At 40.3% G+C, this 23,035-nt stretch carries 35 protein-coding genes and 3 pseudogenes; 17 read left to right on the top strand and 21 right to left on the bottom strand.

The annotated features are described in order from the left end of the window. Positions 1-88: 88 nt before the first annotated feature. The 6 genes from HK413_RS11500 (at position 89) to HK413_RS11525 (ending at position 5,486) form a co-directional block, all read left to right on the top strand. The gene (locus HK413_RS11500; RefSeq protein WP_394353169.1) at positions 89-427 is read left to right on the top strand and encodes a BlaI/MecI/CopY family transcriptional regulator; all 339 of its coding nucleotides are present in this window, start codon (positions 89-91) and stop codon (positions 425-427) included. Between the two features lie 418 nt (positions 428-845). Continuing rightward, on the top strand, positions 846-2,726 hold the full coding sequence (locus HK413_RS11505) for a TonB family protein (protein WP_175270248.1): 1,881 nt from the start codon (positions 846-848) through the stop codon (positions 2,724-2,726). Further along, positions 2,723-3,547, top strand: a complete 825-nt coding sequence (locus tag HK413_RS11510; RefSeq protein ID WP_175270249.1) for a M56 family metallopeptidase — start codon at positions 2,723-2,725, stop codon at positions 3,545-3,547. The genes HK413_RS11505 and HK413_RS11510 overlap by 4 nt, the downstream gene beginning before the upstream one ends. A gap of 20 nt (positions 3,548-3,567) precedes the next feature. Further along, positions 3,568-4,308 (top strand): energy transducer TonB family protein, encoded by a 741-nt coding sequence (locus tag HK413_RS11515; protein WP_175270250.1) that lies wholly within the window; start codon positions 3,568-3,570, stop codon positions 4,306-4,308. A gap of 11 nt (positions 4,309-4,319) precedes the next feature. Beyond that, a complete protein-coding gene (locus HK413_RS11520) occupies positions 4,320-5,036 on the top strand; it encodes an energy transducer TonB family protein (RefSeq protein ID WP_175270251.1) in 717 nt (238 codons plus the stop codon). Positions 5,037-5,219: 183 nt separating this feature from the next. Next, positions 5,220-5,486 (top strand): hypothetical protein, encoded by a 267-nt coding sequence (locus tag HK413_RS11525; RefSeq protein ID WP_175270252.1) that lies wholly within the window; start codon positions 5,220-5,222, stop codon positions 5,484-5,486. Between the two features lie 146 nt (positions 5,487-5,632). Here HK413_RS11525 and rsmG read toward each other — a convergent pair. The 18 genes and pseudogenes from rsmG to HK413_RS11575 all read right to left on the bottom strand — a co-directional run bounded on the left by rsmG (position 5,633) and on the right by HK413_RS11575 (position 14,526). Continuing rightward, positions 5,633-6,257, bottom strand: a pseudogene (rsmG, locus tag HK413_RS11530) (16S rRNA (guanine(527)-N(7))-methyltransferase RsmG). Between the two features lie 23 nt (positions 6,258-6,280). Next, positions 6,281-6,607 carry an RNA polymerase sigma factor gene (locus tag HK413_RS18210; RefSeq protein ID WP_246230425.1) on the bottom strand — a complete coding sequence of 109 codons (327 nt, stop codon included), beginning with the start codon at positions 6,605-6,607 and terminating at the stop codon, positions 6,281-6,283. Beyond that, positions 6,595-6,849 (bottom strand): RNA polymerase sigma factor, encoded by a 255-nt coding sequence (locus tag HK413_RS18215; protein ID WP_246230408.1) that lies wholly within the window; start codon positions 6,847-6,849, stop codon positions 6,595-6,597. Before HK413_RS18215 ends, HK413_RS18210 begins: the two co-directional genes overlap by 13 nt. Then, a complete protein-coding gene (locus tag HK413_RS18220) occupies positions 6,840-7,289 on the bottom strand; it encodes a hypothetical protein (RefSeq protein WP_246230409.1) in 450 nt (149 codons plus the stop codon). The genes HK413_RS18215 and HK413_RS18220 overlap by 10 nt, the downstream gene beginning before the upstream one ends. Further along, complete coding sequence (locus HK413_RS18225; RefSeq protein WP_317169529.1) at positions 7,253-7,915, bottom strand: glycosyltransferase; 663 nt, start codon at positions 7,913-7,915, stop codon at positions 7,253-7,255. Before HK413_RS18225 ends, HK413_RS18220 begins: the two co-directional genes overlap by 37 nt. Before the next feature lie 243 nt (positions 7,916-8,158). Further along, positions 8,159-8,629, bottom strand: a complete 471-nt coding sequence (locus tag HK413_RS21395) for an ABC transporter permease (protein ID WP_317169535.1) — start codon at positions 8,627-8,629, stop codon at positions 8,159-8,161. Further along, the gene (locus HK413_RS18240; protein ID WP_246230414.1) at positions 8,530-8,847 is read right to left on the bottom strand and encodes a hypothetical protein; all 318 of its coding nucleotides are present in this window, start codon (positions 8,845-8,847) and stop codon (positions 8,530-8,532) included. Before HK413_RS18240 ends, HK413_RS21395 begins: the two co-directional genes overlap by 100 nt. Positions 8,848-8,903: 56 nt before the next feature. Beyond that, complete coding sequence (locus HK413_RS18245) at positions 8,904-9,083, bottom strand: hypothetical protein (protein ID WP_246230416.1); 180 nt, start codon at positions 9,081-9,083, stop codon at positions 8,904-8,906. A 26-nt stretch (positions 9,084-9,109) separates the two neighbouring features. Further along, positions 9,110-9,406, bottom strand: a complete 297-nt coding sequence (locus tag HK413_RS18250) for a hypothetical protein (RefSeq protein WP_246230418.1) — start codon at positions 9,404-9,406, stop codon at positions 9,110-9,112. Further along, on the bottom strand, positions 9,406-9,789 hold the full coding sequence (locus HK413_RS18255) for an ABC transporter permease (protein ID WP_246230420.1): 384 nt from the start codon (positions 9,787-9,789) through the stop codon (positions 9,406-9,408). The genes HK413_RS18250 and HK413_RS18255 overlap by 1 nt, the downstream gene beginning before the upstream one ends. Further along, the gene (locus HK413_RS18260; protein ID WP_246230421.1) at positions 9,786-10,157 is read right to left on the bottom strand and encodes an ABC transporter permease; all 372 of its coding nucleotides are present in this window, start codon (positions 10,155-10,157) and stop codon (positions 9,786-9,788) included. The genes HK413_RS18255 and HK413_RS18260 overlap by 4 nt, the downstream gene beginning before the upstream one ends. Before the next feature lie 17 nt (positions 10,158-10,174). Further along, entirely contained in the window at positions 10,175-10,531 is a 357-nt protein-coding gene (locus HK413_RS18265) for an ABC transporter permease (RefSeq protein WP_246230423.1), read from the bottom strand. Positions 10,532-10,789: 258 nt separating this feature from the next. Then, positions 10,790-11,533 carry a S41 family peptidase gene (locus HK413_RS11550; protein ID WP_175270253.1) on the bottom strand — a complete coding sequence of 248 codons (744 nt, stop codon included), beginning with the start codon at positions 11,531-11,533 and terminating at the stop codon, positions 10,790-10,792. Next, a complete protein-coding gene (locus tag HK413_RS11555) occupies positions 11,520-11,912 on the bottom strand; it encodes a hypothetical protein (protein WP_175270254.1) in 393 nt (130 codons plus the stop codon). Before HK413_RS11555 ends, HK413_RS11550 begins: the two co-directional genes overlap by 14 nt. A gap of 744 nt (positions 11,913-12,656) precedes the next feature. After that, positions 12,657-13,127 carry a hypothetical protein gene (locus HK413_RS11560; protein ID WP_175270255.1) on the bottom strand — a complete coding sequence of 157 codons (471 nt, stop codon included), beginning with the start codon at positions 13,125-13,127 and terminating at the stop codon, positions 12,657-12,659. A gap of 7 nt (positions 13,128-13,134) precedes the next feature. Further along, positions 13,135-13,365 (bottom strand): hypothetical protein, encoded by a 231-nt coding sequence (locus HK413_RS11565; RefSeq protein ID WP_175270256.1) that lies wholly within the window; start codon positions 13,363-13,365, stop codon positions 13,135-13,137. 13 nt (positions 13,366-13,378) lie between these two features. After that, on the bottom strand, positions 13,379-13,675 hold the full coding sequence (locus HK413_RS11570; RefSeq protein ID WP_175270257.1) for a hypothetical protein: 297 nt from the start codon (positions 13,673-13,675) through the stop codon (positions 13,379-13,381). After that, a complete protein-coding gene (locus HK413_RS11575) occupies positions 13,672-14,526 on the bottom strand; it encodes a hypothetical protein (protein ID WP_217452277.1) in 855 nt (284 codons plus the stop codon). Before HK413_RS11575 ends, HK413_RS11570 begins: the two co-directional genes overlap by 4 nt. A gap of 534 nt (positions 14,527-15,060) precedes the next feature. Between HK413_RS11575 and tgt the strand changes: the two genes are divergently transcribed. The 5 genes from tgt to HK413_RS11595 all read left to right on the top strand — a co-directional run bounded on the left by tgt (position 15,061) and on the right by HK413_RS11595 (position 19,264). Beyond that, positions 15,061-16,158, top strand: coding sequence for a tRNA guanosine(34) transglycosylase Tgt (gene tgt, locus HK413_RS11580; RefSeq protein ID WP_317169536.1), 1,098 nt, complete (start codon positions 15,061-15,063; stop codon positions 16,156-16,158). Next, positions 16,159-17,259, top strand: a complete 1,101-nt coding sequence (locus tag HK413_RS11585; protein ID WP_175270259.1) for an LptF/LptG family permease — start codon at positions 16,159-16,161, stop codon at positions 17,257-17,259. A gap of 2 nt (positions 17,260-17,261) precedes the next feature. Then, a complete protein-coding gene (locus HK413_RS11590; protein ID WP_317169530.1) occupies positions 17,262-17,891 on the top strand; it encodes a DMT family transporter in 630 nt (209 codons plus the stop codon). Next, a complete protein-coding gene (locus tag HK413_RS21400) occupies positions 17,882-18,166 on the top strand; it encodes a DMT family transporter (RefSeq protein WP_317169531.1) in 285 nt (94 codons plus the stop codon). The genes HK413_RS11590 and HK413_RS21400 overlap by 10 nt, the downstream gene beginning before the upstream one ends. Positions 18,167-19,015: 849 nt before the next feature. Then, positions 19,016-19,264 carry a hypothetical protein gene (locus HK413_RS11595; protein WP_175270260.1) on the top strand — a complete coding sequence of 83 codons (249 nt, stop codon included), beginning with the start codon at positions 19,016-19,018 and terminating at the stop codon, positions 19,262-19,264. A gap of 48 nt (positions 19,265-19,312) precedes the next feature. Here the strand turns inward: HK413_RS11595 and HK413_RS21405 are convergent, their stop codons facing one another. The 3 genes from HK413_RS21405 to HK413_RS21415 are packed head-to-tail and all read right to left on the bottom strand — an operon-like array spanning position 19,313 to position 20,114. Beyond that, positions 19,313-19,450, bottom strand: coding sequence for a hypothetical protein (locus tag HK413_RS21405; RefSeq protein ID WP_317169532.1), 138 nt, complete (start codon positions 19,448-19,450; stop codon positions 19,313-19,315). A 5-nt stretch (positions 19,451-19,455) separates the two neighbouring features. After that, complete coding sequence (locus HK413_RS21410; protein ID WP_317169533.1) at positions 19,456-19,884, bottom strand: 4-(cytidine 5'-diphospho)-2-C-methyl-D-erythritol kinase; 429 nt, start codon at positions 19,882-19,884, stop codon at positions 19,456-19,458. Further along, positions 19,872-20,114, bottom strand: coding sequence for a 4-(cytidine 5'-diphospho)-2-C-methyl-D-erythritol kinase (locus HK413_RS21415; RefSeq protein WP_317169534.1), 243 nt, complete (start codon positions 20,112-20,114; stop codon positions 19,872-19,874). Before HK413_RS21415 ends, HK413_RS21410 begins: the two co-directional genes overlap by 13 nt. Before the next feature lie 131 nt (positions 20,115-20,245). On the opposite strand from HK413_RS21415, the pseudogene HK413_RS11605 reads away from it, so the two are divergent. From HK413_RS11605 to HK413_RS11630, 6 genes and pseudogenes are all read left to right on the top strand, one after another. After that, positions 20,246-21,041: pseudogene (locus HK413_RS11605) on the top strand (thymidylate synthase). A 66-nt stretch (positions 21,042-21,107) separates the two neighbouring features. Beyond that, positions 21,108-21,386 carry a hypothetical protein gene (locus HK413_RS11610; protein ID WP_175270261.1) on the top strand — a complete coding sequence of 93 codons (279 nt, stop codon included), beginning with the start codon at positions 21,108-21,110 and terminating at the stop codon, positions 21,384-21,386. A 57-nt stretch (positions 21,387-21,443) separates the two neighbouring features. Then, positions 21,444-21,632 carry a hypothetical protein gene (locus HK413_RS11615; protein WP_175270262.1) on the top strand — a complete coding sequence of 63 codons (189 nt, stop codon included), beginning with the start codon at positions 21,444-21,446 and terminating at the stop codon, positions 21,630-21,632. Next, entirely contained in the window at positions 21,629-21,925 is a 297-nt protein-coding gene (locus HK413_RS11620; RefSeq protein WP_175270263.1) for a type II toxin-antitoxin system death-on-curing family toxin, read from the top strand. Before HK413_RS11615 ends, HK413_RS11620 begins: the two co-directional genes overlap by 4 nt. A gap of 84 nt (positions 21,926-22,009) precedes the next feature. Beyond that, positions 22,010-22,492, top strand: a complete 483-nt coding sequence (locus tag HK413_RS11625; RefSeq protein WP_175270264.1) for a dihydrofolate reductase — start codon at positions 22,010-22,012, stop codon at positions 22,490-22,492. 178 nt (positions 22,493-22,670) lie between these two features. Beyond that, a pseudogene (locus HK413_RS11630) lies at positions 22,671-23,035 on the top strand (protein translocase subunit SecDF); the annotation flags it as partial.

The following is a 23,035-nucleotide window of genomic DNA, read 5'->3' on the forward strand; positions in this document are numbered from 1 at the left end:
TAAAAATAGTTTTATCTTTATTCTATTCAACTACAAAAATAGTTTAATTATGAAGATCAAAGAATTAACCAAAGCAGAAGAACAGGTAATGCAAATACTGTGGCAATTAAACGAAGCCATTGTAAAAGACATCATAGAAAAAATGAACGAGCCTAAACCGGCCTATAATACGGTATCAACCGTTGTGCGGGTTTTAGAGGGCAAGGGGTTCATTGATCATAAAGCAGTGGGTAACTCGCATATTTATTTCCCGCTGATATCAGAGGCGCAGTACCGCAAGTTTACATTCGATAAAATGATGAGCAGCTATTTCAGTAACTCGTACGAAAGTCTGGTATCTTTTATCGCCAACGAAAAGAAATTGGGCATAAAAGAGCTTGATGAGTTAACCAAATTAATTGACGACCTGAAAAGTAAGAAGAAATAAATTTACCTAAACCTTATCCTAAAACCACTAAAATTATGAACTGGTTGTACTATCTCGCGGAAGCCAATATTTACACGGGGGTATTTTACCCGGCCTACCGCCTTTTTTAACTAAAGAAACCTACTACCAGCTAACGCGGGCTTACCTGCTCTTTGCTTGTATTATATCATTTATATTACCCGTACTACAAATAGGCGCGCTAAAACCGGTAGAAACCGCGGTAACTGCAACTGTAAATTATACTATCCCCCGGGAATATTATGCGCCGCAATACCATGAGGTACAGCAACCGGTTAATAAAGTACAAAATGTTGCTCCGGCTATTACTACTACTGTAACACCCGTTGCGGTTAGTAAGCCAATACCTGAGGCAGCCCCGGTTATTGGCAAAACTAAACTATCCCCGCAGGATTATTTGATGTACGCCTATATACTTGGCACCTCGGTATTATTTATAATGCTGGTAATTAAACTATATGCATTATTCAGGCTGATGCGGAACGCGCAACGGATAGATGAGGATGAATATAAACTGGTTTACCTGCCCGAAACCAACGTCGCGTTCTCGTTCTTTAACTATCTTTTTATTGGTACACATGCGTCAGGCTCGGCTACTATTATAAGGCATGAGCTGGTGCACATCCGCCAAAAACATTCGGTTGATATTATGTTTTTGGAGCTGGTAAAGATCATTAGCTGGTTTAACCCGTTTGTGTATCTGCTGCAAAGCAGCCTTAAAACTGTACATGAATATATAGCCGACGAGCAAACAGCCGCGCATGAAATGGATACCATCGCTTACTCCTCGTTTTTGGTTAACAACGCCTATGGCGCAGGTGGTTCATCCCTCACGCATTCGTTTTTTAATTATAACCTGCTTAAAAAGCGTATTATTATGCTTAACCAGCAACGGTCTGGTAATCTGGCAAGATTTAAATATCTGGTGGCCCTGCCTATTTGCGCGGCATTACTTTGCGCGTCAACATTGGGTTTCAGCAAAACGTATGCGTTGGTGGATCTTGATCCGGTTAAAGAAAGTGGTATTAAATTGCTTTCAAACAAACCAGCAAATAAAAAACACGCAAATAAAAATATAACAGCTGATGATGTACCCATTGCATTATCAGGAACTGATAACGGCGATATAGCCCTCTCAGGCGATAAATTTGCTGCAGATACGCTTGCGCTTGTTAATTATCAAAGGCCTGTCGACGAGGACCACCCGCCTGTCCCTATGGAAAGCGCGGGCGGCTATGACAAGTTAAACCGCTACCTGCTTCAAAACATCCATTACAATCCGGCTGACGGTGATAAAGGCGGCTTGGTTGTGGTAAGCTTTATCATCGGCCCTGACCGCAAGATATTGGACCCTAAAATAGCCACCAGCGATGGCGAAGTAATGGATAACCCGGCATTAAACGCCTTTAAAAACTATAAGGGTACAATTAATGATGATGAAGGTAAAACCCTAAAATTTGGCGTATTCTTCTTTACGGATGATTACTCGATTTTTAGACGTCCGTATGAGAACGATCCCGGCAACTCGGGTTGGATAACCGTTAGCAAATATGGTTATCGCCCGGCCAGAAGCAGCAAGGGAGGCTATGAATATGTTGAATGGTTTACCGGCGGATATATTGTAGATGGTAAATTGACACCGCAGGTCACCAATGTGCGCTTCTACGAAAAAAACGACCAGGAAACAACCTACAGCGCTGATAGCGCTACTCCTGCCGATATTAAGCTGTTAAAGGATAAATACGGCTACGTTTTTCCAACTAATGCTTACCATGCATCGGAGGGTATAAAGTTGTTGAAAAGCCATAATTACATTGGTAATGGCATGAATATTTATTCGTACTTAAATAAGCCTTACACCGAAGCCTTCTACCAGCATATTTTCACCGATCTTAAATATCCCGAAAAGGAAAATAGCGAAGGCAAGCCTGGCGCTGTATTATTAAAATTTAATCTTGATCAAAACGGTACTATTAGTAATTGGGCGGTTGCAAAAAGCGGCGGCGAGGCTTTCGACGAGGCTGCGCTGGATGTGGTTAGATCATTTAACGGAACTATAAACGATAAAGCGGGCGAACACACCATTGCACTGGTATTTTGCACAGTACAAAACGGCAAACGGCCAAAAATTGATGAGAGCTGGAAAAAAACACCGGGCTATGTAGGCGAAGTCGCACATGGCGAAAGTAAGCCAATTACAATTTCGTTCTCTATGCCTAAAAATAATAACACCAAAACCTTATCACACCAAACCAATAAACCTAACGACCATAGCTTATGAACTGGTTATATTATCTTGCGGAAGCCAACATTTACACAGGGGTATTTTACCCGGCCTACTGTTTATTCTTAACTAAAGAAACCTATTACCAGCTAACCCGGGCCTACCTGCTGTTTGCTTGTATAGCGTCGTTTTTATTGCCTGTTTTGCAGGTAGGCGCGTTAAAACCTGTAGAGGTGGCGGTGGCTGCAACGGTAGCCTATATCCCACCCGAATATACCGCCACTCACGAATATGTCCCGGTAGCGACAGCGCCCGTGGTTGAACACCATTTAACTGTCGATGATTATTTACTGTATGCCTATTTTATTGGTGCCGCTATTGTATTTATAATGCTGATGGTTAAGCTGTTTGTTTTGTTTAAGCTGATGCGCAATGCTAATCGCATAGCACAGGATAAGCTTAAGCTGGTATACCTTCCCGAAACCAATGTAGCCTTCTCGTTTTTTAATTACCTGTTTATTGGCGCTGAAGCACACGGGGCTAATACTATTATAAGACATGAGCTGGTACATATACGCCAAAAACATTCGGTTGATATTGTATTTGTGGAGCTGCTAAAGGTAATAAGCTGGTTTAACCCGTTTATCTACCTGCTGCAAAACAGTCTTAAAGCGATACATGAATATATAGCTGACGAACAAACCGCGGCCTATGAAAATGATGCGCTAACCTATTCATCCTTCCCGGTTAATAATGCCTATGGTGCTGGTGGCTCATCTATTACGCATTCATTCTTTAATTATAATCTACTTAAAAAACGTATTGTTATGTTAAATCAAAAAAGGTCGGGTAATTTGGCGAGGCTAAAGTACCGGTAGCTGTACCCGTTTGCGCTGGGTTGCTTTGCGTATCAACACTGGCATTCAGCAAAACTTATGGTTGGGTTGATATTGATCCGGCAAAGGCAGCGGATAACACTCTTATGGTAAAAGAAGCGGTAAAGAAGAAGCCTGTTTTCCCCATACCAAGCTTTACAAATCCGGGTTACGAGTATCTGCAACATAATGTAATGAAAACCGTAACCTATAACCCGAGCGAAAATGATAAAGGTAGCTTTGTAGTTATTGGTTTTGATGTAGCCAACAATGGTAAATTGGCCAATATCAGGATAGAGAAAAGTGGCGGTAAAAATTATGATGCAAAAGCCTTAAAAGCTTATACAGCATTTAATATGCCGGTAAATGATAAACCCGGTCATCGTAAATCAGTTATTATATTTTATAATGGACAGTCAATAAGCGAAATTGACCCTATCAGGTTAGCTCCTGATTGTATTAGTTCATGGGTAATATCCGGGGCGCCTTTCAATTACATAGTTAGGCATACAAGCAAAGGCTTTGAATACGATGAATATTCTGAAAATATAGACAATAAGTTCAATACCCGTGTGGTAGTGTATGATGCAAATGGCAAGTACTTATATGTATCACAAAATAAAGCTACGCCGGGCGAGCTGTCATCATTAAAGAACAAATATGGCTACACTTTCCCGCCGTTGCCAAAATCTAAGGTAAAATTCCCGCCCCTGCTCCGCAAAAACCAGCCTTACGTAAACGAGATAAAAATGGCGCTTATATAAGCGACGGGAGATTGAACAATGGTGCTGTACCTATACAAACCGTGGGCCCGGCGGGTACCAAAATTTTATTTATTGTTGATGGCAAAAAGTATGAATTTACACCCGAGGACTTGGCCAAATACAACGCCAAATCGCTGATCTACATGTCGTGTGATAAAATGACAGTTTATGAACAAGGCAACGCTTACGCCGAGAAAACCCGGGGCAAGGGTTATGGTAAAGTAGCTGTGCTTACCGGCAATGCATCTATCAGAATTGTAGATGATCCGTTTGGGGATAAAGACAAAGCTGCGGCTAACATTATACCGGTGCAGAATAAAGAAACTACATCTACCATTTCAAATGACGATCTTGAAGAATTCAGTAAATACATCTCCCGAAATGTAAAATATCCAACCGCCGACAGGCTGGATAGTATTGGTGGCCGGGTTATTACCTTATTTGCAGTTGATGACAATGGCAATTTACAGTATGCAAAAGCAATACGCACGCCTTCGGAAGCTATGGGTAACGAGGTGATGAGGGTATTAAAAAAATGGCCAAAGTTTTCTGGTTTAAGCCGGGGGTGCAATATGCGCTGCCAATTACCTATAGACTTGGTAATGAGGACACCAACACTGTTTTTGCGCCAAAATCACGAGGCATGGGATCAGTGGATGTTTATAATCCAAATTCTGTTGATATGCAGGTTGATCAATCCGGAAGCGTATCCCTTAGTGAAGTTGTGATACGCGGCTACGTAAAAAAACAATAACCATCTATCTATCAAACCAGAAAGCCGGACGCATTTGTCCGGCTTTTTTATTTAAACCAAAAGCTACTTTTAAACGTTATCCTTATAACATTCACTTTTAAAACTCAACGATTATGCAATCGGTAAAAAAGAGGTCATTAAAAAGTCAACAGCTAAATTGCTACTGGCAGGTGTTTTAAGTTTTGGTGTAAGCAGCGTATTTGCGCAGGCTCCGCCGCCGCCACCTACCCCACCGCCACCGGGCGAACTGCTGCAAAAGATCAATCCGTTTAAAAAGAAAAAAGCGACTAAGGCTACTAAAAAAAGCGACAACCTGGCTACCCCCGCAAACCCGCAGGCCCCGCCGCCACCGCCAAATCCAGTTGATGTTATTAAGAAAAAAAAGTTGCCAAAACCGCCGGCTCCACCAGTTCCGGCAGGATAGCTTCGACATGATTGTCATTTCGATACGAGGTACGCGTGAGAACTTCTCTCTTGAGCGATAGCGAAAAAATCTTGTATGAGCGACCAGTAGCAAGGCGTATAAGATCTCTCACTACGTTTCGAGATGACATGTTAGATTTAAAAGTATTACCCCTTCACATATATCACCTGCTTGGTTTCAAAAAACTCTTCGGTGAAATAATCTTTAAGGTAATATTGGTGTACTTTAAGGCCCGATTCTTTGATCTCTTCGGCCGGTCGCCGCCTTTTAGGTACAGTATGCCACTTGCTAAGGCATTTTTTGATGTGCGGGTAAACTTCCCTTTGATCCACGGATAAAACTCGCCCGGGCGGGTTACCGCGCGTGATACGATGAAGTCAAACTTTTCATTAACCTGCTCGGCACGCAAATGCTCTGCGCGTACATTTTTAATCCCAAAGCCTTGGCAACTTCCTGCACCACCTTTATTTTTTTGCCGATAGAATCGACCAGGTAAAATTTGGTCTCCGGAAACAATATTGCTAAGGGTATCCCCGGGAAACCACCGCCGGTACCCACATCAAGCACACTTTCGCCGGGTAAAAAAGGCATCACTTTGGCTATGCCTAACGAGTGCAGTACGTGGCGCTCAAACAGTTGGTCGATATCCTTGCGCGATATAACGTTGATCTGGTTGTTCCAAAACTCATACAGTGCAGGCAATTGTTCAAACTGCTGTTGCTGTGTAGGTGTAAGATTGGGGAAGTAGGTAAAAAGCTGATCAGATGTCATCCCTGTCAAATCGGTTCATAATATTACCAAGCAGATACGGCCCTGAATAATTGTGCCTTAACGGTGCCTAAAGGCAGGTCAAGTTGTTGGGCAATCTCTTCGTAGGATAATTCATCAAAATAACGCAGCGTAATTAAGTTACGGTAACGCGGCGGTAAGCTTTGTATTAATAGCTTTAACTCCTCGGTTTGCTGTTTTTTTATGGATGACTCTTCCGGATTTAAAACATCCGCTTTTATCTGCAGTTGTTTCTCTTCGCCATCATCATCTGTCATACCATGTATAGATGTGGTATTTAATTTTTTCTTGCGGATAAAATCTATACAGTTATTGGTAGCTACCCTAAACAGCCAGTGCTAAAGGCATACTCGGGCTGGTATTTATCCAGTTTTTCAAATGCTTTGGCAAAGGTTTCAACAGTAAGGTCCATCGCGTCCTCTTTGTTGTTAACCATTTTAAGCACCATAAAATAAATGGAATCTTTGTACCGCTGCATCAAATCGGCATACGCTCTCTGGCTTCCTTCCCCGGCTTTAACTACCAGGTGGAAATCATTTTTAGCATTCTCGGTAAAATTGGAATTTATTTCCATTGGGTAGTTTTAACAAAGGTGCCGATCACTCCAAAAACATTTATATAAATGTAGTAAACAAAATCTAAAAAAGGCAAGTACCACAACTGCGACTTAGCATTTAGCTTAATAAATGATTTACGATAGATGAGTACTTGCAGCAGCCATCTAAAAACGAACAAACCTAATGCCAATATGGGTTCAAAGTAAATAGCCGGGCAACAAATAAATAAAGTATAAAATAACAACCCGCTCATCGCATCAAAACTTAACATACGGCGATGGCTGTTACGGTATAATTTACCCACGCCCATGTGGCGCTTTTTTTGGCGATATAAAGCCGCTATGCCCGTTTTAGCATGGGTGTACATAAATGTATCGGGATGGATTTCTATTTCGGTATTGGTTGCGGTACCGTTTTGGTTTACAAACAAATCGTCATCGCCTGATAATACATGCATATGCGACGCGAAGCCTTTGTTTGAAAAAACAAGGTTTTAGTATAAGCCATATTACGGCCGATGCCCATATAAGGGTCGCCGTTTAAAGCTGCCGACAGATAGTTTATAGCGGTTTTTAAAGTCTCGAACCTGATGAGCGAATTTAAAAAATTACCGGTTTTATAATATGGCGAATAGCCCAACACCAACTGCACGTTAGCTTTATTAAAGTGCGCGGCCATGCGGGTTATCCAGTTATTGGATGATGGCATGCAATCGGCATCGGTAAATAACAGGTGCTCGTTTTTTGCGGCCTTTATACCTAAGGTAAGCGCGAATTTTTTCCCGGTTTTAAAACGGGCATGCTCGGTTATGGTAACAATTTTCAGCTGCGGATAAGTCTCTTTAAGTGCTTCCAATACTTCATCCGAGTTGTCGTACGAACAATCGTTTACCACTACTACTTCAAAATCAGGGTAATCCTGCTGTAATATGGCGGGTAAATATTCGGATAGATTTTTTGATTCGTTGCGGGCGCTGATAACTACAGATATGGGTACCTTAACCTCGGGCAATTCATCATTAACCACGTAGGCGGAAAGCGATTTATGATTGCTGATAAGGTAATATAACTGGACGATAAACACCAGTAGGAAAAAGACAAAAAAGCCAGCCGTATATAAGTTTCCAATACCGATTAAAATATGGCGCAAAGTTGCGGAAAAAAGTGATTAGTTAATTAGAGATTAGAGATTAGTGTTTTGTATACCAGCTAATTAAATCTATCTTTTTGTTAACCAATTAATTACTTCAAAAAAGATTACGTATTCATGCCGATAATTATCGTATTACCAACTAATCTCTAATTAACTAATCGCTAATCACTAACCTTACTCCGATCGTAAACTTCTAACCGGATTTGCCAAAGCCGCTTTTACCGACTGATAGCTTACCGTAATTAAAGCTATCACTATTGATAAGATACCCGCCAGTGCAAACACCCACCAGTTTATGCTTACGCGATAAGTGTAGCTTGTTAACCATTTACTCATGGCCCAATATGCTATAGGCGTAGCTACAACAAGCGATATAACAACCAGCGCTAAAAAATCTTTTGATAGCAGCGTGGCGATCTCGGTTACCGAAGCGCCTAATACCTTGCGTACACCTATTTCTTTTATGCGGTTCTCGGCGGTGTAGCTGGCCAGGCCAAATAAACCAAGGCATGATATAAATATAGTAAGCCCGGCAAATAGCGCCGCTAAAGTGCCCTGGCGTTTTTCATTATCAAACTTCTCGGCGTAGCTTTCGTCAACAAACTTATAGTCGAACGGATACTGCGGGTTATATTTCTGAAAGATGGCTTGCGTTTTTTCAAATTATCAGCCATTGGGTTTTGACCGTTAAACTTAATCTGTATTACGTCAAACTGCATAAAGCCGGGTTTGGCGCCACATATTAATATAGGGCGGGTTGGTTCGTAAGGGTTGGTCAGGATAAAATCTTTAACTACGCCCACAATATGCCAGTCATTACCAAGATCGTTAACCACCTGCCCTATCGGGTTTTTAAATTTCATTATTTTTAATGCTGACTCATTAATGATCAGCCCGCTCGAATCCGTAGGGAACTGCTTCAGATCAAAATCGCGCCCCTGTACAAATTGTAAGCCCGCGGTTTTACCCAGTCCTCATCCTCCAAAAAGCGGTCGAAAGAGGTTCTGTCATTGGGGTCCTTCCCTTGCCAGTTCTGTCCCCAGCCATCGCTCCATCTGTCTGTAAGCGGCGAGTTTGTTTTGGTTACAGCCTTTGCCACACCGGATTGCAGCAGCTCATTTTTTATCAGCGCGTAATTTTTTTGATGTCGCCTGTCATCATATGATAAACCAGGTTATCCTTATTATAACCGATTTCGCGATTGCGGGCGTAGTCAAGCTGCTGCTTAACTATTATGGTACATATTATTAATACAATAGCGAAGCTAAACTGCAGCACCACCAACGCCTTGCGCGGGGTAATAACCGAATCAGCTTTTTTAAATGTACCTTTTAACACTTTAACCGGCCTGAATGACGACAAGAAAAACGCCGGATAACTGCCTGCCAATACTCCGGTGAATAGTACAAACCCAATAAACATCAGCCGGTATTTACATCAGCAAAATCTATCGCCAGTTCTTTCTGGGTAAATTGGTTATAGGCCGGCAGGCATAACACCACTATTATTATAGCAATAATACCTGCCAACAACGAAAGAAAAACAGATTCGCCGATAAATTGCAAAATAAGCGACCCTTTTTGCGCGCCTACCACTTTGCGTATACCTACTTCTTTGGCACGTTTCTCGCTGCGGGCAGTGCTCAAATTCATAAAGTTGATACAGGCAATCAATAATATAAAGCCGGCAATCAGGCCAAATAGCTGTATAAACTTGCTGCGGCCATTGTTATCCTCAACCCCATTAGTAAAGCTGGCATATAAGTATGACCGGTTAAGGGGATACAGGAACATTTCCCATTTCATTTTCCGGCCTCGTCGCTATACTTTTGTTTAAGCCCTTTTATTTTAGCGTTAGCCGATGCGATGCTTGCATTCTGCTTCAACATCACATAGGTGCGGGTGCTGTTATCATTCCAGCCCAGGTCTTGTTTTTTATCTAATTTGATATACGACCACGGCAGCAAAAACTCGTAGTTAAATACCGTATTATTAGGCAGGTCCTTCATCACGCCGCTAACAGTAAAATTATCTTTGTTATCCAGTAGCACTGTTTTACCCATAGGGTCTTCATTACCGAATATACTTTTAGCAGTTTTTTCTGTAAGTATTATCGAATGCATATCATTCAATGCCGTAGTAGGATTACCCCTCAATAGCTGGAAGCTAAACATTTGCAGGTAGCCGGTATCTACAATACCGCCTGTCTTGATGATCTTTTTATCGCCAACCGAAAAAGCATATCTCCGGCGCGCTTTACTCTTACGGCACGTTCAACTTCCGGCAGGTCTTGCTCTATGGCGCGGGCAGCTGGTTCAGAAATATTATTTGTGCATTGAATAGCACCGTCTTCTACAACACGGTTCCATACTCTGTAGATCCTGTCTGTATTTTTGTGGAACCTGTCCACACTTACTTCGTTCTGTATCCACAACAAAATCAATATCGCAGCCGCCATGCCTATGGCAAGCCCGGTAATATTAATAACAGAAAAACCTTTACTACGCAGCAGGTTGCGGTAAGCTATTTTAAAGAAGTTTTTGATCATAAAGCGCTGTAATACATGGTTACGTAATAAGTAGAGCTGTCAAAAACCCTCCAAGACACATGCCGAACAATAAACATTATGATTTAAAGATACTTACAAAAAAATCAACAATTAAACCCGTTCGCTTTTGATACAAAAAATGTCCGGTTATGATACGTAACGGCAATAGTTGGTATTAGTTTATATACACCGCCATTAATGCTTCGTCCTCTGCTTTTGTATAGTTTTTAATCGAATACTTTACACCGGTGTCAGGTTTTAGGGGGCCTTTTTTCCTTTCCAGGTCTCCCAGTACACGGTAGAATAGGCGATCACTATCTTTGATTTTGGCAGGTTAAAACCCCTTACTTCGCCATAATGGTTAATATTGCCACTGGTAGGCTCGCCAATAAATATGGCATTAGAGTTTCTTTTCAGGTCTACCGCGTTCATCACTGCAGATGAGAAAGTTTGCTTGCCGATGAGCACAAAGAATTTACCTTTCTGATTCAAGTAGCTTGCTTTAATTTTTTCGATAAATGGATCCAAAACTCCCGAGTTACCCCCGTCGTTATATCGCAGATCAAGTACAATTTTTTCCGGATGCTGCGTAGCTATAAAGGCAAACAGTTCGTCGTTAAATTTCGCGAAAGGGTTGTCCGGCATTTCTCTGCACTCGTTGTAATTGAAATACAGCGTTTTCCTGTCTGCATCATAATCAAACCAGTAGTTTCCTTTCTTCTTTTCAGAAAGCAGACCGTGATTGGCAAAAGCTAACCTTAGGTTCGCGACATTATTTTCCTGAACGGCGGCCAATCTAACTTTGGTTTGCTTGTGATCTTTGTCGATCAGGGTAAATTCGGCTTCGTTGTCCGTATCAGTGATACCCAAACCTTTTAAAAAGGCAGGGTTATTAATAAAATGAAGAAAATGGGCATCGAAATAAGACTGATTTTCGCTTTGGGTAGCCTCTTTAAATAAAGCGATTATCTTAGGGATGCTTTGGTTATTAATGGCTGTCAACTTTGGTCTGCAAAAGCCCGGATTTGGTTGAATCTATACCTGTTACAAAAATCCCTTCCTTAAAAAATTCGAATTTGATGGGAAGAACTTTGGTAAATTTGGCCTCTACAAAAGTATGTTCATCGCCAATGCTAACCGTAAGCTTAAAAAGTTCGGCAGTAAAAGTCTCATAATTTAATGCGTCGGCCTTATTAATGATGGCATCAACTTTCTTTTCAAAATCTGGCCGCGTGATCTTAGCAAAAAGATTGGTATGCTTAACAGGTAAAGTTTTTTTCAGGAATTCCAGATCTTCTATAAAATCGGCTTTTGATAAAGTTTGTGAAAAACAAGTACTGCTGATCAGCGCAAATAAAATAGGGAGAATCGTTTTCTTCATGTGGCTTACCTCGTTGCGAATTGGATTAATAGGTGCATATTCATGAAAAGACAGAATTTTTTCAGGAATGTTGCACGGCGTAAGTCATATTTCTAATCCCGGACCAACATAAGACGCAAAATATTGCGTCTCTACTTTTAGCAAAGGAGGGAATCCCTATACTGGTCGAAGTTACGCAGCGCTAAACTTCGACCAGTAAGGATGATAGAAAAACTGATCGAAATTTCCAATCTCGACCAGCTGCATCATTTTCAATCTATTTTCTTTTTTAATATAGAGTCGGGAATAACTATAAAATCACTAGTGCCTTCCGGCCTCGCCATTGGAGGAAGCAGGTCTACTTTATGATAAACGAATTTACTTCCTGCCGATTCTATGATAAATATAGCATACGCCTTTCTGTTTTCAATAAACTTTTCCCGGTCATCTATTAACGATTTTATACTTGAAAGCCTTATTTTTTTAGCCCTGCCGAAGTAAGGTAGGTCCCTTTACTTTTTTCGAGGTGATATAAAAAAACCAAGGGTTGGTTATATTTTAAACAAGGACAATTAAGAACGTATTGTTCGTAAGGATCTTCAATTTCTACGGTCCACATATTATCATTTTTAGAAATTTTTGGATCTAACAGATAATAAATAGTGTCGACCTTTTGATTAGTTTGTGCAGAAACACTAACCGAAACAAAAAGTAAAATGATATAACGCAGTTTTTTGATTATAGTTAAAGACCTATGAGGCGGGTTTACTCTCTCGGCTTGTACAAAAAAATTGCTATCGGCTCTAAATTATAAGACAATTTATCGAGAGGTTTTCCATTGAATAAATAATAGTTACTGAATACTTGCTTAACCCGTTCGGGTGGATTACCGGAGTCAATTTGACAAGTATAAAAAATTGGTATAATGATATTACAATCCTTTAACCGGTGTGTAATGACAACAGGTTTTAACAGATCGGTATTTAACTTGCTTTTAATTTCATCAAATTTCTCCCTGAAAAGCACGGGTGCACTATCCGAAATCTCGATATTTTTTATACTGCCATTTTTTGAAATTTCAATCTTTAAATTACTAAATGTTGGTACGCCTTGATCCCAAAGTGTCCTTGGATATTTAAATTTAGCACTAAAATTTTTTTGAAACGCTGAATTATCTTTTTGAGCATAAGTAATGCCGAAAACAAATAAAAGGCTAAGAAATATCAGTACTCTCAAAACTGTGTTACGGACACCTATGTCCTTTTGTTCCTGTAGCATCTTTAAATTTTTTATTAATATTTACGATATCGTTTGTTACGGTACTTCCATTAAGTGCATCCTTTGCAACCATATCCTTCCACGCTTGAGTTTCGCCAAGCCCTTGCCAAGACAACGCAGTTGCGTCCACATCGGATAAATCAGGAAACATCGCTTGTAAATCCTTCTTTAATTGATTAGCGTATTTTGTTGCCATTTCGGTATGATCATTAAACTGGTTTTTGATCCGGTAAAAGCCATCCGGTATGAGTTAATTCATGAATGATTGTAGACGCAATATATTCTTTTGATGCTGTTGGCAAAACATTGGAGTTTAATGTAATGAATGATTTGAAGGTATTATTATTTGAAATTTGTATATAAGTATCTGCATCTTTAGTTGTTGCCATTCCATTTTGAGAAAAATCAATATTAAAATTCGCACTTCGAAGAAAAACAAGTCTTATTAAAATTGAAGTAAAACTATTCAAACCTTTAGCTAAAACGGAGTCGACTTGATTTTTCAAACAATCGTCCGTGAGATTGTTTGTAGTATCTTGCGATGCAGGATGAAATACGACGCATTGCTGGGTGTTTGTTGTTGGTGGCGGGAACCCCGGATCTTGTCTGGTTCGTCTATTGGTTCTTCACCCGGAGGCGCGTTTCCATTAACAATTAGTCTTTGTATTGAATTTGTGCCGGGGCATTGCTGTGGGTTAGGGGTAGATGAACTTCCACCGGTAGGGCCTTCACTTTGAATTATAGTGCAAGAGGTGAAAGCATATTCCCAAACTACAACTACACCGTTCACTCTTTCATAATAAAACCAATCTGTACATTCACCAGTTGTGTAATTTTGTGTTTTTAGTTTATTGGTTTGTTGCGTTGATGCCGAATTATTAGCACTTGTAGTTACCAATGAACCGTTTTTATAGCGCCAGGAGTTAATGTATTTTCCTTTAGGAGTAGTGTAAACCACCATGCCGCTAAAATCGGTATCGCGTTTATTATAGTTGTTGCGGGCAAGTTTGGTCAAATCATTTTTCAGGTAAGCGGAGTCTCCAATAATTGTCATAATATAAGCTTCGTATTTGCCATTGTTTTTTAATAATAAATACGAACTCCGGCTATGTTCAAAAGTCCCCCAAAATTTTCCTGTGGTTGCATTTTTGAAAGTTCCTTCTAATTTACCTGAGACATCAAACGGCATTTCAATAACATCATTATTAAACCTTTTATAGTGTTTTGGCCGTTGCCAATCGGGTTTTGCTTTTTGGCTAATATCCTGCTGCTCATCGCCTACACTATTGGTTTGCAAAGTAGGTTTATTAATTTTGTTAATTGGATAGGCTTCTTCATACCAAGATTTAGCATTCAACACTTCAGGGTCGGTAATTCCAGCATCGGCATTATCGCCGTTAAAATCCTTTTACAACTATGTACTACAAACAGCGCAAGGCAGCCTATAAACACAGCGCAAAGCTTAAACAATAGTTTGTGAGGGTAATTTTTCATTAATGTGATAAGTTAAAGTTTTTACGGTTTAGGTACCGGTTTGTTATACAATAGTATATAACTTTAAAATAAAAATTTGCATTTATTTTAAAATAGTGTATTTCTACATAGTTCTTTGAGGCAGTTTATATGTGCTCATCACGCCACTTGCGTTAGTGATTGAAGCGGATACTCCGAAGGAGTCCTTTAGACCGGCCAAGTGACTAATGCACATAATGGGCGTAAAGCATGGGCCGCAGGCAACGCCCTAATAGCGATTAGTTAATTGGTGATTAGGCCTATCTCTTTCAAAGCACTAATTCTAATTAACTAATTTCCAATCACCAACCTCTAACCACTAATCACTATCTTTGCTCCCGCAAAAAATGAAATTTAACTTAACAGCACAAGATCCGCTATCAAAGGCCCGCGCGGGCGAGATCACTACAGATCACGGAGTAATACAAACACCAATTTTTATGCCTGTGGGTACCGCGGGCACGGTAAAAGCTGTACATCAGCACGAGTTAAAGAACGATATACAGGCGCAAATCATCCGGGAAACACCTATCATTTATACTTACGCCCCGGCCTTGATGTGATTGAAGGCGCTGGCGGACTGCATAAATTTAACGGCTGGGAAGGCCCTATTTTAACCGATAGCGGCGGCTACCGGGTGTACAGTTTAAGCGAAGTACGCAAAATAAAGGAGGAAGGCGTAACGTTTCGCTCGCATATTGATGGCTCAAAACACCTGTTTACGCCCGAGAATGTGATGGATATACAGCGCACTATTGGCGCCGATATTATTATGGCGTTTGATGAGTGCACGCCCTATCCTTGCGACTATAACTACGCCAAACGGTCGATAGAAATGACGCATCGCTGGTTGAAGCGCTGCTGCGACAGGTTTGACAGCACCCAACCTAAATACGGTTACAATCAAACGTTTTTCCCGATTGTACAGGGGTCGGTTTATAAAGATCTCAGGGTGCGCTCGGCCGAGGTTATTGCTTCTTTTGAGCGCGAGGGGAATGCCATAGGCGGTTTATCTGTTGGCGAACCCGCCGAAGAGATGTATGCCATGACCGAATTGGTATGCGATATATTACCAACGCAAAAACCGCGTTATTTAATGGGTGTGGGTACACCTATTAATTTGCTGGAAAACATAGCTTTGGGGGTGGATATGTTTGACTGTGTAATGCCAACCCGCAATGCACGCAACGGTATGTTATTTACCAAAAACGGTGTGATAAATATTAAGAACGAGAAGTGGAAAGCCGACTTCTCGCCTATTGAGGCTGACAGCGATTTGTTTGCGGATAAGAACTATACCAAGGCCTATTTAAGGCACTTAATACATAGCGGCGAAATGCTGGGCGCACAGATAGCAACCCTGCATAACCTGCATTTTTATTTGTGGTTGGTTAAAGAAGCACGTAATAAAATCATCAGCGGCGAGTTTTATAGCTGGAAAAAAACAATGGTTGACCGCCTTGCACAACGACTGTAAATGAAGGATTTTGTAGGTAAGTATTTAAAGATAATTGACTGGTATATCATCAAGAAATACACGGGCACCTTTGTGTTTACCCCGGTTATTTTTATAGTGATATCGGTAGTGTTTGATATATCAGAACACCTTGATAACTTCCTGTCGCACCATGCCACCATTTTTGAAATTGCCTTTAAATATTATGCCGGTTTTATACCTTTTTACATCAATTTACTATCGCCGTTAATTAACTTTTTAGCTGTAATTTTCTTTACAGCCAAGATGGCTAACCAAACGGAAATAGTACCTATATTGAGTGGCAAGGCCAGCTTTAACCGCTTTTTAAGGCCCTATTTTGTATCGGCTACGCTGATATTTTTAGTATCATTATTTGCCAATTTATACCTTATACCCTATACCAATAAGTTAAAGGTAGACTTTGAAAACAGCCATGGTTTTAACGGTGACCAGGTTAAAAACTCGGTGCATTTGAAGCTGGATGAACATACTTATGTATATGTGGATTCGTACGATAACCTATCGCGTACAGGCTACCAGTTCGTGCTTGAAAAATTTGATGGTGATAAGCTGCGCGAGAAGATAGATGCCCCTACCATTACCTACGATTCCTTAAAAAAGAAGTGGCAAATAAAGGATTATACGGTAAGATATATTAACGGTTTAAGGGAAAGATTACGGTTCCATATGCCCCAAAAAGACACCGTACTTGACCTTTATCCGGCCGACTTCGAGGCCCATGATAACGTGTATTCGGCCATGTCATTACGCGATCTGAACAAGAATATAACCAAGGAAAAGATTCGCGGCGCGGGTAATTTAAGGGATATGCAGTACGAAAAATGGCGCCGCTTTTTATATCCTTTTGCGTCGTTTGTGCTTACTTTAATTGGCGTTTCAATCTCATCGGGGAAAGTGCGCGGGGGTATTGGTTTACCTCTTGGGATAGGCTTATTTTTATGTTTCGCCTACATTGTGGTTGACAAATTTGCCTTGGTTTTTGCCATAAAAAGCGGCCTCTCGCCATGGATAGCTGCCGCCCTGCCCAACACTTTATTTGGTATATTAGGCTGCTATTTACTGTATAAAGCGCCTAAATGAGAATGGCACACAGCAAAAATAATTCATCAGTGCTCAATAAAAACCTGCTTATACTGCATCTTACGGTCTTTATTTGGGGATTTACAGGCATCTTAGGGGCATTAATCAGCGTAAATGCGGTACAATTGGTGTGGTATCGCGTCTTAATTGCTACAATTTCATTGTTTTTTTACTTCAAATTCGGCAAAAAAGCGCTCCAAATCACCCGACAAAACTTCCTGAAATTGTTTTTTACCGGCGGTTTAGTGGGTGGCCATTGGATACTTTTCTTCGCTTCTATCAAGCTTTCTACCGTCCCGGTAACGCTGGTTTGCCTGTCATCGATGACCTTATTTACGGCAATTTTAGAGCCAATATTCAACAAAACCCGGATCTCAAAACTGGAAATCATTGCCGGATTATTAATAATAACCGGGATAATTTTAATCTTCAAATTCGAAACTCAATACACTAAGGGTATTATAGCAGGCCTGTTAAGCGCGCTATTTGCCAGCATATTTTCTATTATAAACTCTAAACAGGTAAAGCAAATCGAGCCAGCAGTGATATCGTTTTACGAACTTATCGGCGCTTTTTTCTGGGCTACAATCTATCTTTTTTCACAGGCGGATTCAACCAGGCTATGCTTTTAAAGCCTCACGACATTGGTTATTTATTGTTGCTGGGCACCATCTGTACATCACTTGCGTACGTAGCCGGGGTATCTGTAATGCGCGAATTATCGGCGTTCAGGGTGGCGCTCATCACCAACCTTGAGCCCGTTTATGGCATCCTGATGTCGTTCCTTTTCTTTGGTGAGATGAACAAAATGACCACCGGATTCTGGATAGGCGCGTTAATAGTTTTGTCTACCATCTTCCTGTTTCCGGTCGCTAAAACGCGCTTACAGAAACGTAGGAGTCGTTAATTATCTTCGATTTTTCATTACTGGTTTAGCCTGCATCTATGCCAATATCTCATTGCCATCCCAAGGGTAGGGGACAATATTTGCATGCCATCACACGCATTTTAAGCCCTTCTAAGACGCCCTGCAATTTCACCACACTCATATACATTTTAAGAATTTCTATCAATCCGGGGCAAATTCCAACTGGTGATTTGTGTACTTAACTACAATTATTTTACCATTAAAAAATCACCCCACTTAATCGTAAAAATTGTTAAAATTTTCACATTTTATTTTCGTTTTTAAACTTTATATAAATATTATATGCCATTAAAAATCAATTTAATACATATTTTATATAAAGTATAAATTTAATAAAAATAACTTTTAAAACAAATTCAAATACTAAATAAATTAGTAATTTGCTTTATATAGCCAATATTTACAATTTATTACATTGTTTTTCAGATACTTATACCATCTAATTTAAATTAAAAAATTACTATTTAGTTTTTTATCAAAAATCATACGCCTTAGTGTATCGAAATGGCAAAATAGGGATTATGGTTAAAAAACAGGGCATCATAACCGCATCAAAAAAATTTAAAAAACCGGGCTTAAAACGATGGTTTTTTGAAGATGTTTTTTTGACAGATTGCAGTACGCTACAAAACAACATTGGTGCAACCGCCAAAAAAAACGAGCATCGAAAATCAGCAGATTTTGATTTAATCAAAAAGGGCTAAACCCTGCATGTTTTTACTTTTGCGTTTTGTTAAGTTGTGACAGCCCCTATCCTATTTTGAAATGGATTTTTATTAGTTCAATAAAAAGTCGGATATTGTCTAAAACTTTTAACGCCGACAAGCCATGCGTATAACAACAATCATCATCATCCTTATCACGATATTGCTTACAATAGTGCTGATGCAAAATACCGAGCCAGTAAGATTCACCATTTTGTTCGGCACATTTTATGTTTCCAAATTGGCGGCGTTATTATCGTTCGCGGTGGTGGCATTTATTTTAGGCGTACTGGTAGGGCGTCCAAAAAAGCGCGCGCCATTGGCGGCGGCTATTTTGAAGACAGGGACGGCGACGATGACACCGACACACTAAGTGATGAAGACCGCGAGTACATCAAACATCCATAAAAGAACAATCCTTTTAGATATTGTAGAAAACCCGGTTGTGTTGTTCAAGATCACTCAGGTCGGGAGTTTTATTGAATATACCGAACACTGAAGCCCCGCTCCCACTCATGCTGGCATAGATTGCGCCGGCTTCGTAAAGGGCCGCCTTCACCCCTCTTATCTCCGGTGGTTTTTGAAGATGTTGGTTTCAAAGTCATTCTTGATAAATTTTTTCCATTCTCCAATCGGTTCGTATATCAAGTCGAACAATGACTGCTTCACAGGCGTTGGTTTTACGCCGCTGTAAGCCTCGGATGTCGAGATATGAACATCAGGCATCACCAAGGCAATTGAGTAGCCTGAAAGGTCTAATTTTATCGTTTCAAACTCGTCGCCTTTTTCAAAAGCAAACACCGGTTTGTTCTCGATGAAGAATGCGCAGTCGGCACCCAGTTTGCGGGCATAGTTAAGTTGCTGATCGATGGTTATGCCCGGGCCAAATTTATCGTTCATCAATTTGATGAAAAAAGCGGCGTCTGCCGAACCACCGCCAAGCCCTGCGCCTATCGGGATATTTTTGTGCAGATGAATTTTTACCGGTGGCACATCAAAATCTTTTTGATCAAATGGTAACCCTTAATGCAAAGGTTATCCTCCATCCTTCCGGGGATATCGAGGCCCGACGATTCAAAGCTCAATTCTGGCGTTTCTATCACCTCCAGCGCATCCTTTATTTGCACCGGGTAAAAAATGGTTTCCAGGTTATGATAACCATCCGGGCGGCGCTCGGTAATGTTAAGGCCTATGTTTATCTTTGCGTTTGGGAAATTGATCATATAAAAGTTAACAACGGCAGGTATTTATGCACATCCGTAGGATACCAAAAATAGATTATTTTTATTTGCAGAAGGAATTAAAACATCCACATTCAATAATTCACTAATTCCATCATTCAATAATTAAACAGATGAAGCAGTATCTTGACCTTATGCGCCACGTAATGGAAACCGGCACCCAGAAGCACGACCGTACCGGCACCGGCACCATTAGTGTATTTGGTTACCAGATGCGTTTTAACCTGCAGGAAGGCTTCCCGTTAGTAACAACTAAAAAACTGCACCTGAAATCAATTATCCATGAGCTGATATGGTTTTTGCAGGGCGATACCAACATCAAATATTTAAAAGATAATGGCGTGCGCATTTGGGATGAGTGGGCGGACGAGAACGGCAATCTTGGCCCGGTATACGGTTACCAATGGCGCTCATGGCCAACGCCCGATGGCGGGCATATCGACCAGATCAAGCAAGTCATCCACCAAATAAAAAACAATCCCGATTCGCGCCGTATTATCGTATCGGCCACGGAACGTGGCCGATGTTAACCAGATGGCTTTGCCGCCGTGCCATATGCTGTTCCAGTTTTATGTGGCCGATGGTAAACTATCATGCCAGTTATATCAACGCAGTGCCGATATATTTTTGGGTGTACCGTTTAACATCGCGTCATATGCTTTGTTAACCATGATGGTGGCGCAGGTATGCAACCTGCAATTAGGCGATTTTGTACATACCTTTGGCGATGCGCATTTGTACAACAATCATCTTGAGCAAGCTCAACTACAATTAAGCCGTGATCCACGCCCGCTTCCGACAATGAAGATCAATCCGGATGTGAAAGATATTTTCGACTTTAAGTTTGAGGATTTCACGCTGGAAAATTATGATCCATGGCCACATATTAAGGGGGCGGTTGCGGTATAATATTCTGAACATATTTGGTTGCAATTAAAATTCGAGCAAAGATTAAAAGTGAAATAAATAAGCTAAATGAACTTTCAGCAATTTAAAAACGAAATTGAAGAGAAACTTATATATAAGTCTACTTTTGAGTTGCAAGAATTTAGTTATTTACCTTACGTTTTCGGGCACGGTATTGTAGTTTACCGCGTTAGTGGACATATTTTCCGATTTAGTTATGACGGTAAAGATAATTTGTTGACTTGCGAACGTAGCAATGTTCATGAAAAATACCCTAAATGTAATTGGACGACATTATTTCAAATAAGCGGTTTGATTTTAAATGAAGAACAAATTGATATTTTATAAAAGACTAATATTTCCTCAACATATATATCGTTAATAAGTATTTTGTATTTTTGTATTATGACTACGTTAGAATTAAAAACAAAAATTCATCAAGCTGTTGATAATGCATCAGCAGAGACTTTACAGGAGATTTTGGATTTAATAAATTCTAAATCAGAATCGACTGATGGAAAAGACGAGTTAGATCAATTTATTGACAGAGTATTCAAGGAAGATGACAATCTTTTAAGAAGACTTGCTCAATGATTGAATTAGAAAAAGTACTACGCCTACATGATGCATCAATAAAATCATATGGCGGAGGCCATGGTTTAAGAGATAAAAATTTATTACTTGCTGCAATTGCAAGACCTTTTCAAACATTCGACCAGCAAGAACTTTATCCAACACCAGTTGAAAAAGCTGCCGCTATTTTTGAGAGCCTCATAATAAACCATCCATTTATTGACGGAAATAAACGCACTGCATATTTAACGCTGCGATACATTTTAACTTTAAGCGGATTCGACATTATGGCCTTCGAAGAAAAAAAAATATAAAATGACCATAGCTGCAAGCGCAGGCGAGATCCGATTTGACGAAATTAAAGCGTGGATCGAAGAACACTTAGTGCAAATAAATCCATGACCGTATCCATAGTAGTAGCCATAGCCGAAAACCACGCAATCGGTAAAGACAATAAATTACTTTGGCATTTGCCAAAAGATCTCAAACATTTCAAAGAGATCACAACAGGCGGTACAGTTATCATGGGCCGTAAAACTTACGATTCAGTGGGCCGGCCGTTGCCAAACAGGCGAAATATTATTATCACCCGTCAACAAATTGAAATTCCTGACTGCGAGGTGGTAAATTCCGTCGAAGCAGCGCTGGATCTCTGCCGCGATGAGGCTGAGGTGTTTATTGTCGGCGGTGCCGAGATCTATAAACTGGCTATGCCCATTACCGACAAAATATTTCTGACCATTGTGCACAAAAATTTTGAGGCTGACACCTATTTCCCTGAAATTAAGGCAACTACATGGAACGAAACATACCGGGAAGACCATGAACCGGACGAAAAAAACCCGCTTCCCTTCTCGTTTATCACGCTTGAACGCGCATAACAACTACGCTTTAAATTTTGTTTTCATTTTAAATTTCAGGGTTACAAAATTTTGTTAGATTTGCCGTCTTGTTTAAAATGCTTATAAACTAATTAATTACATATTATAATTTACGATGCAAGGTAAAGGGGTTATTAAATTTTTCGCCGTAGTGCTTACAATTGTGTGTATTTACCAATTGTCTTTCACATGGGTTGCACACAAAGTTGAGAAGGATGCTGAAGTATACGCTAAAGGCGATACTGCTAAAGTGAAGGCTTATTTAGATTCTGTTTCATCATTACCGGCCTATCCGATATTGGGCCATACTTATCAATATTGTTTAGAAAGAGAGCTTGCTTTAGGCCTTGACTTAAAAGGTGGTATGAACGTTACTATGCAGATCTCATTGGCCGAATTGGTAAAAGCTTTATCAAACAACAATCCCGATCCGGCATTTAACCAGGCTATAGCCAATGCTAACATTGATACCCGTACCAGCCAAAGCGATTACATTACTTTATTTGTTAACGAGTACGAAAAGCTTAACCCTAACGGTAAGTT

The organism is Mucilaginibacter humi, assembly GCF_013087555.1.

Coding starts and splice junctions, on each gene's coding strand:
- HK413_RS11500 (WP_394353169.1), top strand. CDS start 89: ATGCAAATACTGTGGCAATTAAACGAAGCCATTGTAAAAGACATCATA.
- HK413_RS11505 (WP_175270248.1), top strand. CDS start 846: ATGTACGCCTATATACTTGGCACCTCGGTATTATTTATAATGCTGGTA.
- HK413_RS11510 (WP_175270249.1), top strand. CDS start 2,723: ATGAACTGGTTATATTATCTTGCGGAAGCCAACATTTACACAGGGGTA.
- HK413_RS18215 (WP_246230408.1), bottom strand. CDS start 6,849: ATGGAAATAAATTCCAATTTTACCGAGAATGCTAAAAATGATTTCCAC.
- HK413_RS18220 (WP_246230409.1), bottom strand. CDS start 7,289: ATGCATGTATTATCAGGCGATGACGATTTGTTTGTAAACCAAAACGGT.
- HK413_RS18240 (WP_246230414.1), bottom strand. CDS start 8,847: ATGAAATTTAAAAACCCGATAGGGCAGGTGGTTAACGATCTTGGTAAT.
- HK413_RS18250 (WP_246230418.1), bottom strand. CDS start 9,406: ATGTTTATTGGGTTTGTACTATTCACCGGAGTATTGGCAGGCAGTTAT.
- HK413_RS18255 (WP_246230420.1), bottom strand. CDS start 9,789: ATGAAATGGGAAATGTTCCTGTATCCCCTTAACCGGTCATACTTATAT.
- HK413_RS18260 (WP_246230421.1), bottom strand. CDS start 10,157: ATGTTTAGCTTCCAGCTATTGAGGGGTAATCCTACTACGGCATTGAAT.
- HK413_RS18265 (WP_246230423.1), bottom strand. CDS start 10,531: ATGATCAAAAACTTCTTTAAAATAGCTTACCGCAACCTGCTGCGTAGT.
- HK413_RS11555 (WP_175270254.1), bottom strand. CDS start 11,912: ATGAAGAAAACGATTCTCCCTATTTTATTTGCGCTGATCAGCAGTACT.
- HK413_RS11565 (WP_175270256.1), bottom strand. CDS start 13,365: ATGGCAACAAAATACGCTAATCAATTAAAGAAGGATTTACAAGCGATG.
- HK413_RS11585 (WP_175270259.1), top strand. CDS start 16,159: ATGAAGGATTTTGTAGGTAAGTATTTAAAGATAATTGACTGGTATATC.
- HK413_RS11590 (WP_317169530.1), top strand. CDS start 17,262: ATGGCACACAGCAAAAATAATTCATCAGTGCTCAATAAAAACCTGCTT.
- HK413_RS21400 (WP_317169531.1), top strand. CDS start 17,882: ATGCTTTTAAAGCCTCACGACATTGGTTATTTATTGTTGCTGGGCACC.
- HK413_RS11595 (WP_175270260.1), top strand. CDS start 19,016: ATGCGTATAACAACAATCATCATCATCCTTATCACGATATTGCTTACA.
- HK413_RS21415 (WP_317169534.1), bottom strand. CDS start 20,114: ATGATCAATTTCCCAAACGCAAAGATAAACATAGGCCTTAACATTACC.
- HK413_RS11610 (WP_175270261.1), top strand. CDS start 21,108: ATGAACTTTCAGCAATTTAAAAACGAAATTGAAGAGAAACTTATATAT.
- HK413_RS11615 (WP_175270262.1), top strand. CDS start 21,444: ATGACTACGTTAGAATTAAAAACAAAAATTCATCAAGCTGTTGATAAT.
- HK413_RS11620 (WP_175270263.1), top strand. CDS start 21,629: ATGATTGAATTAGAAAAAGTACTACGCCTACATGATGCATCAATAAAA.
- HK413_RS11625 (WP_175270264.1), top strand. CDS start 22,010: ATGACCGTATCCATAGTAGTAGCCATAGCCGAAAACCACGCAATCGGT.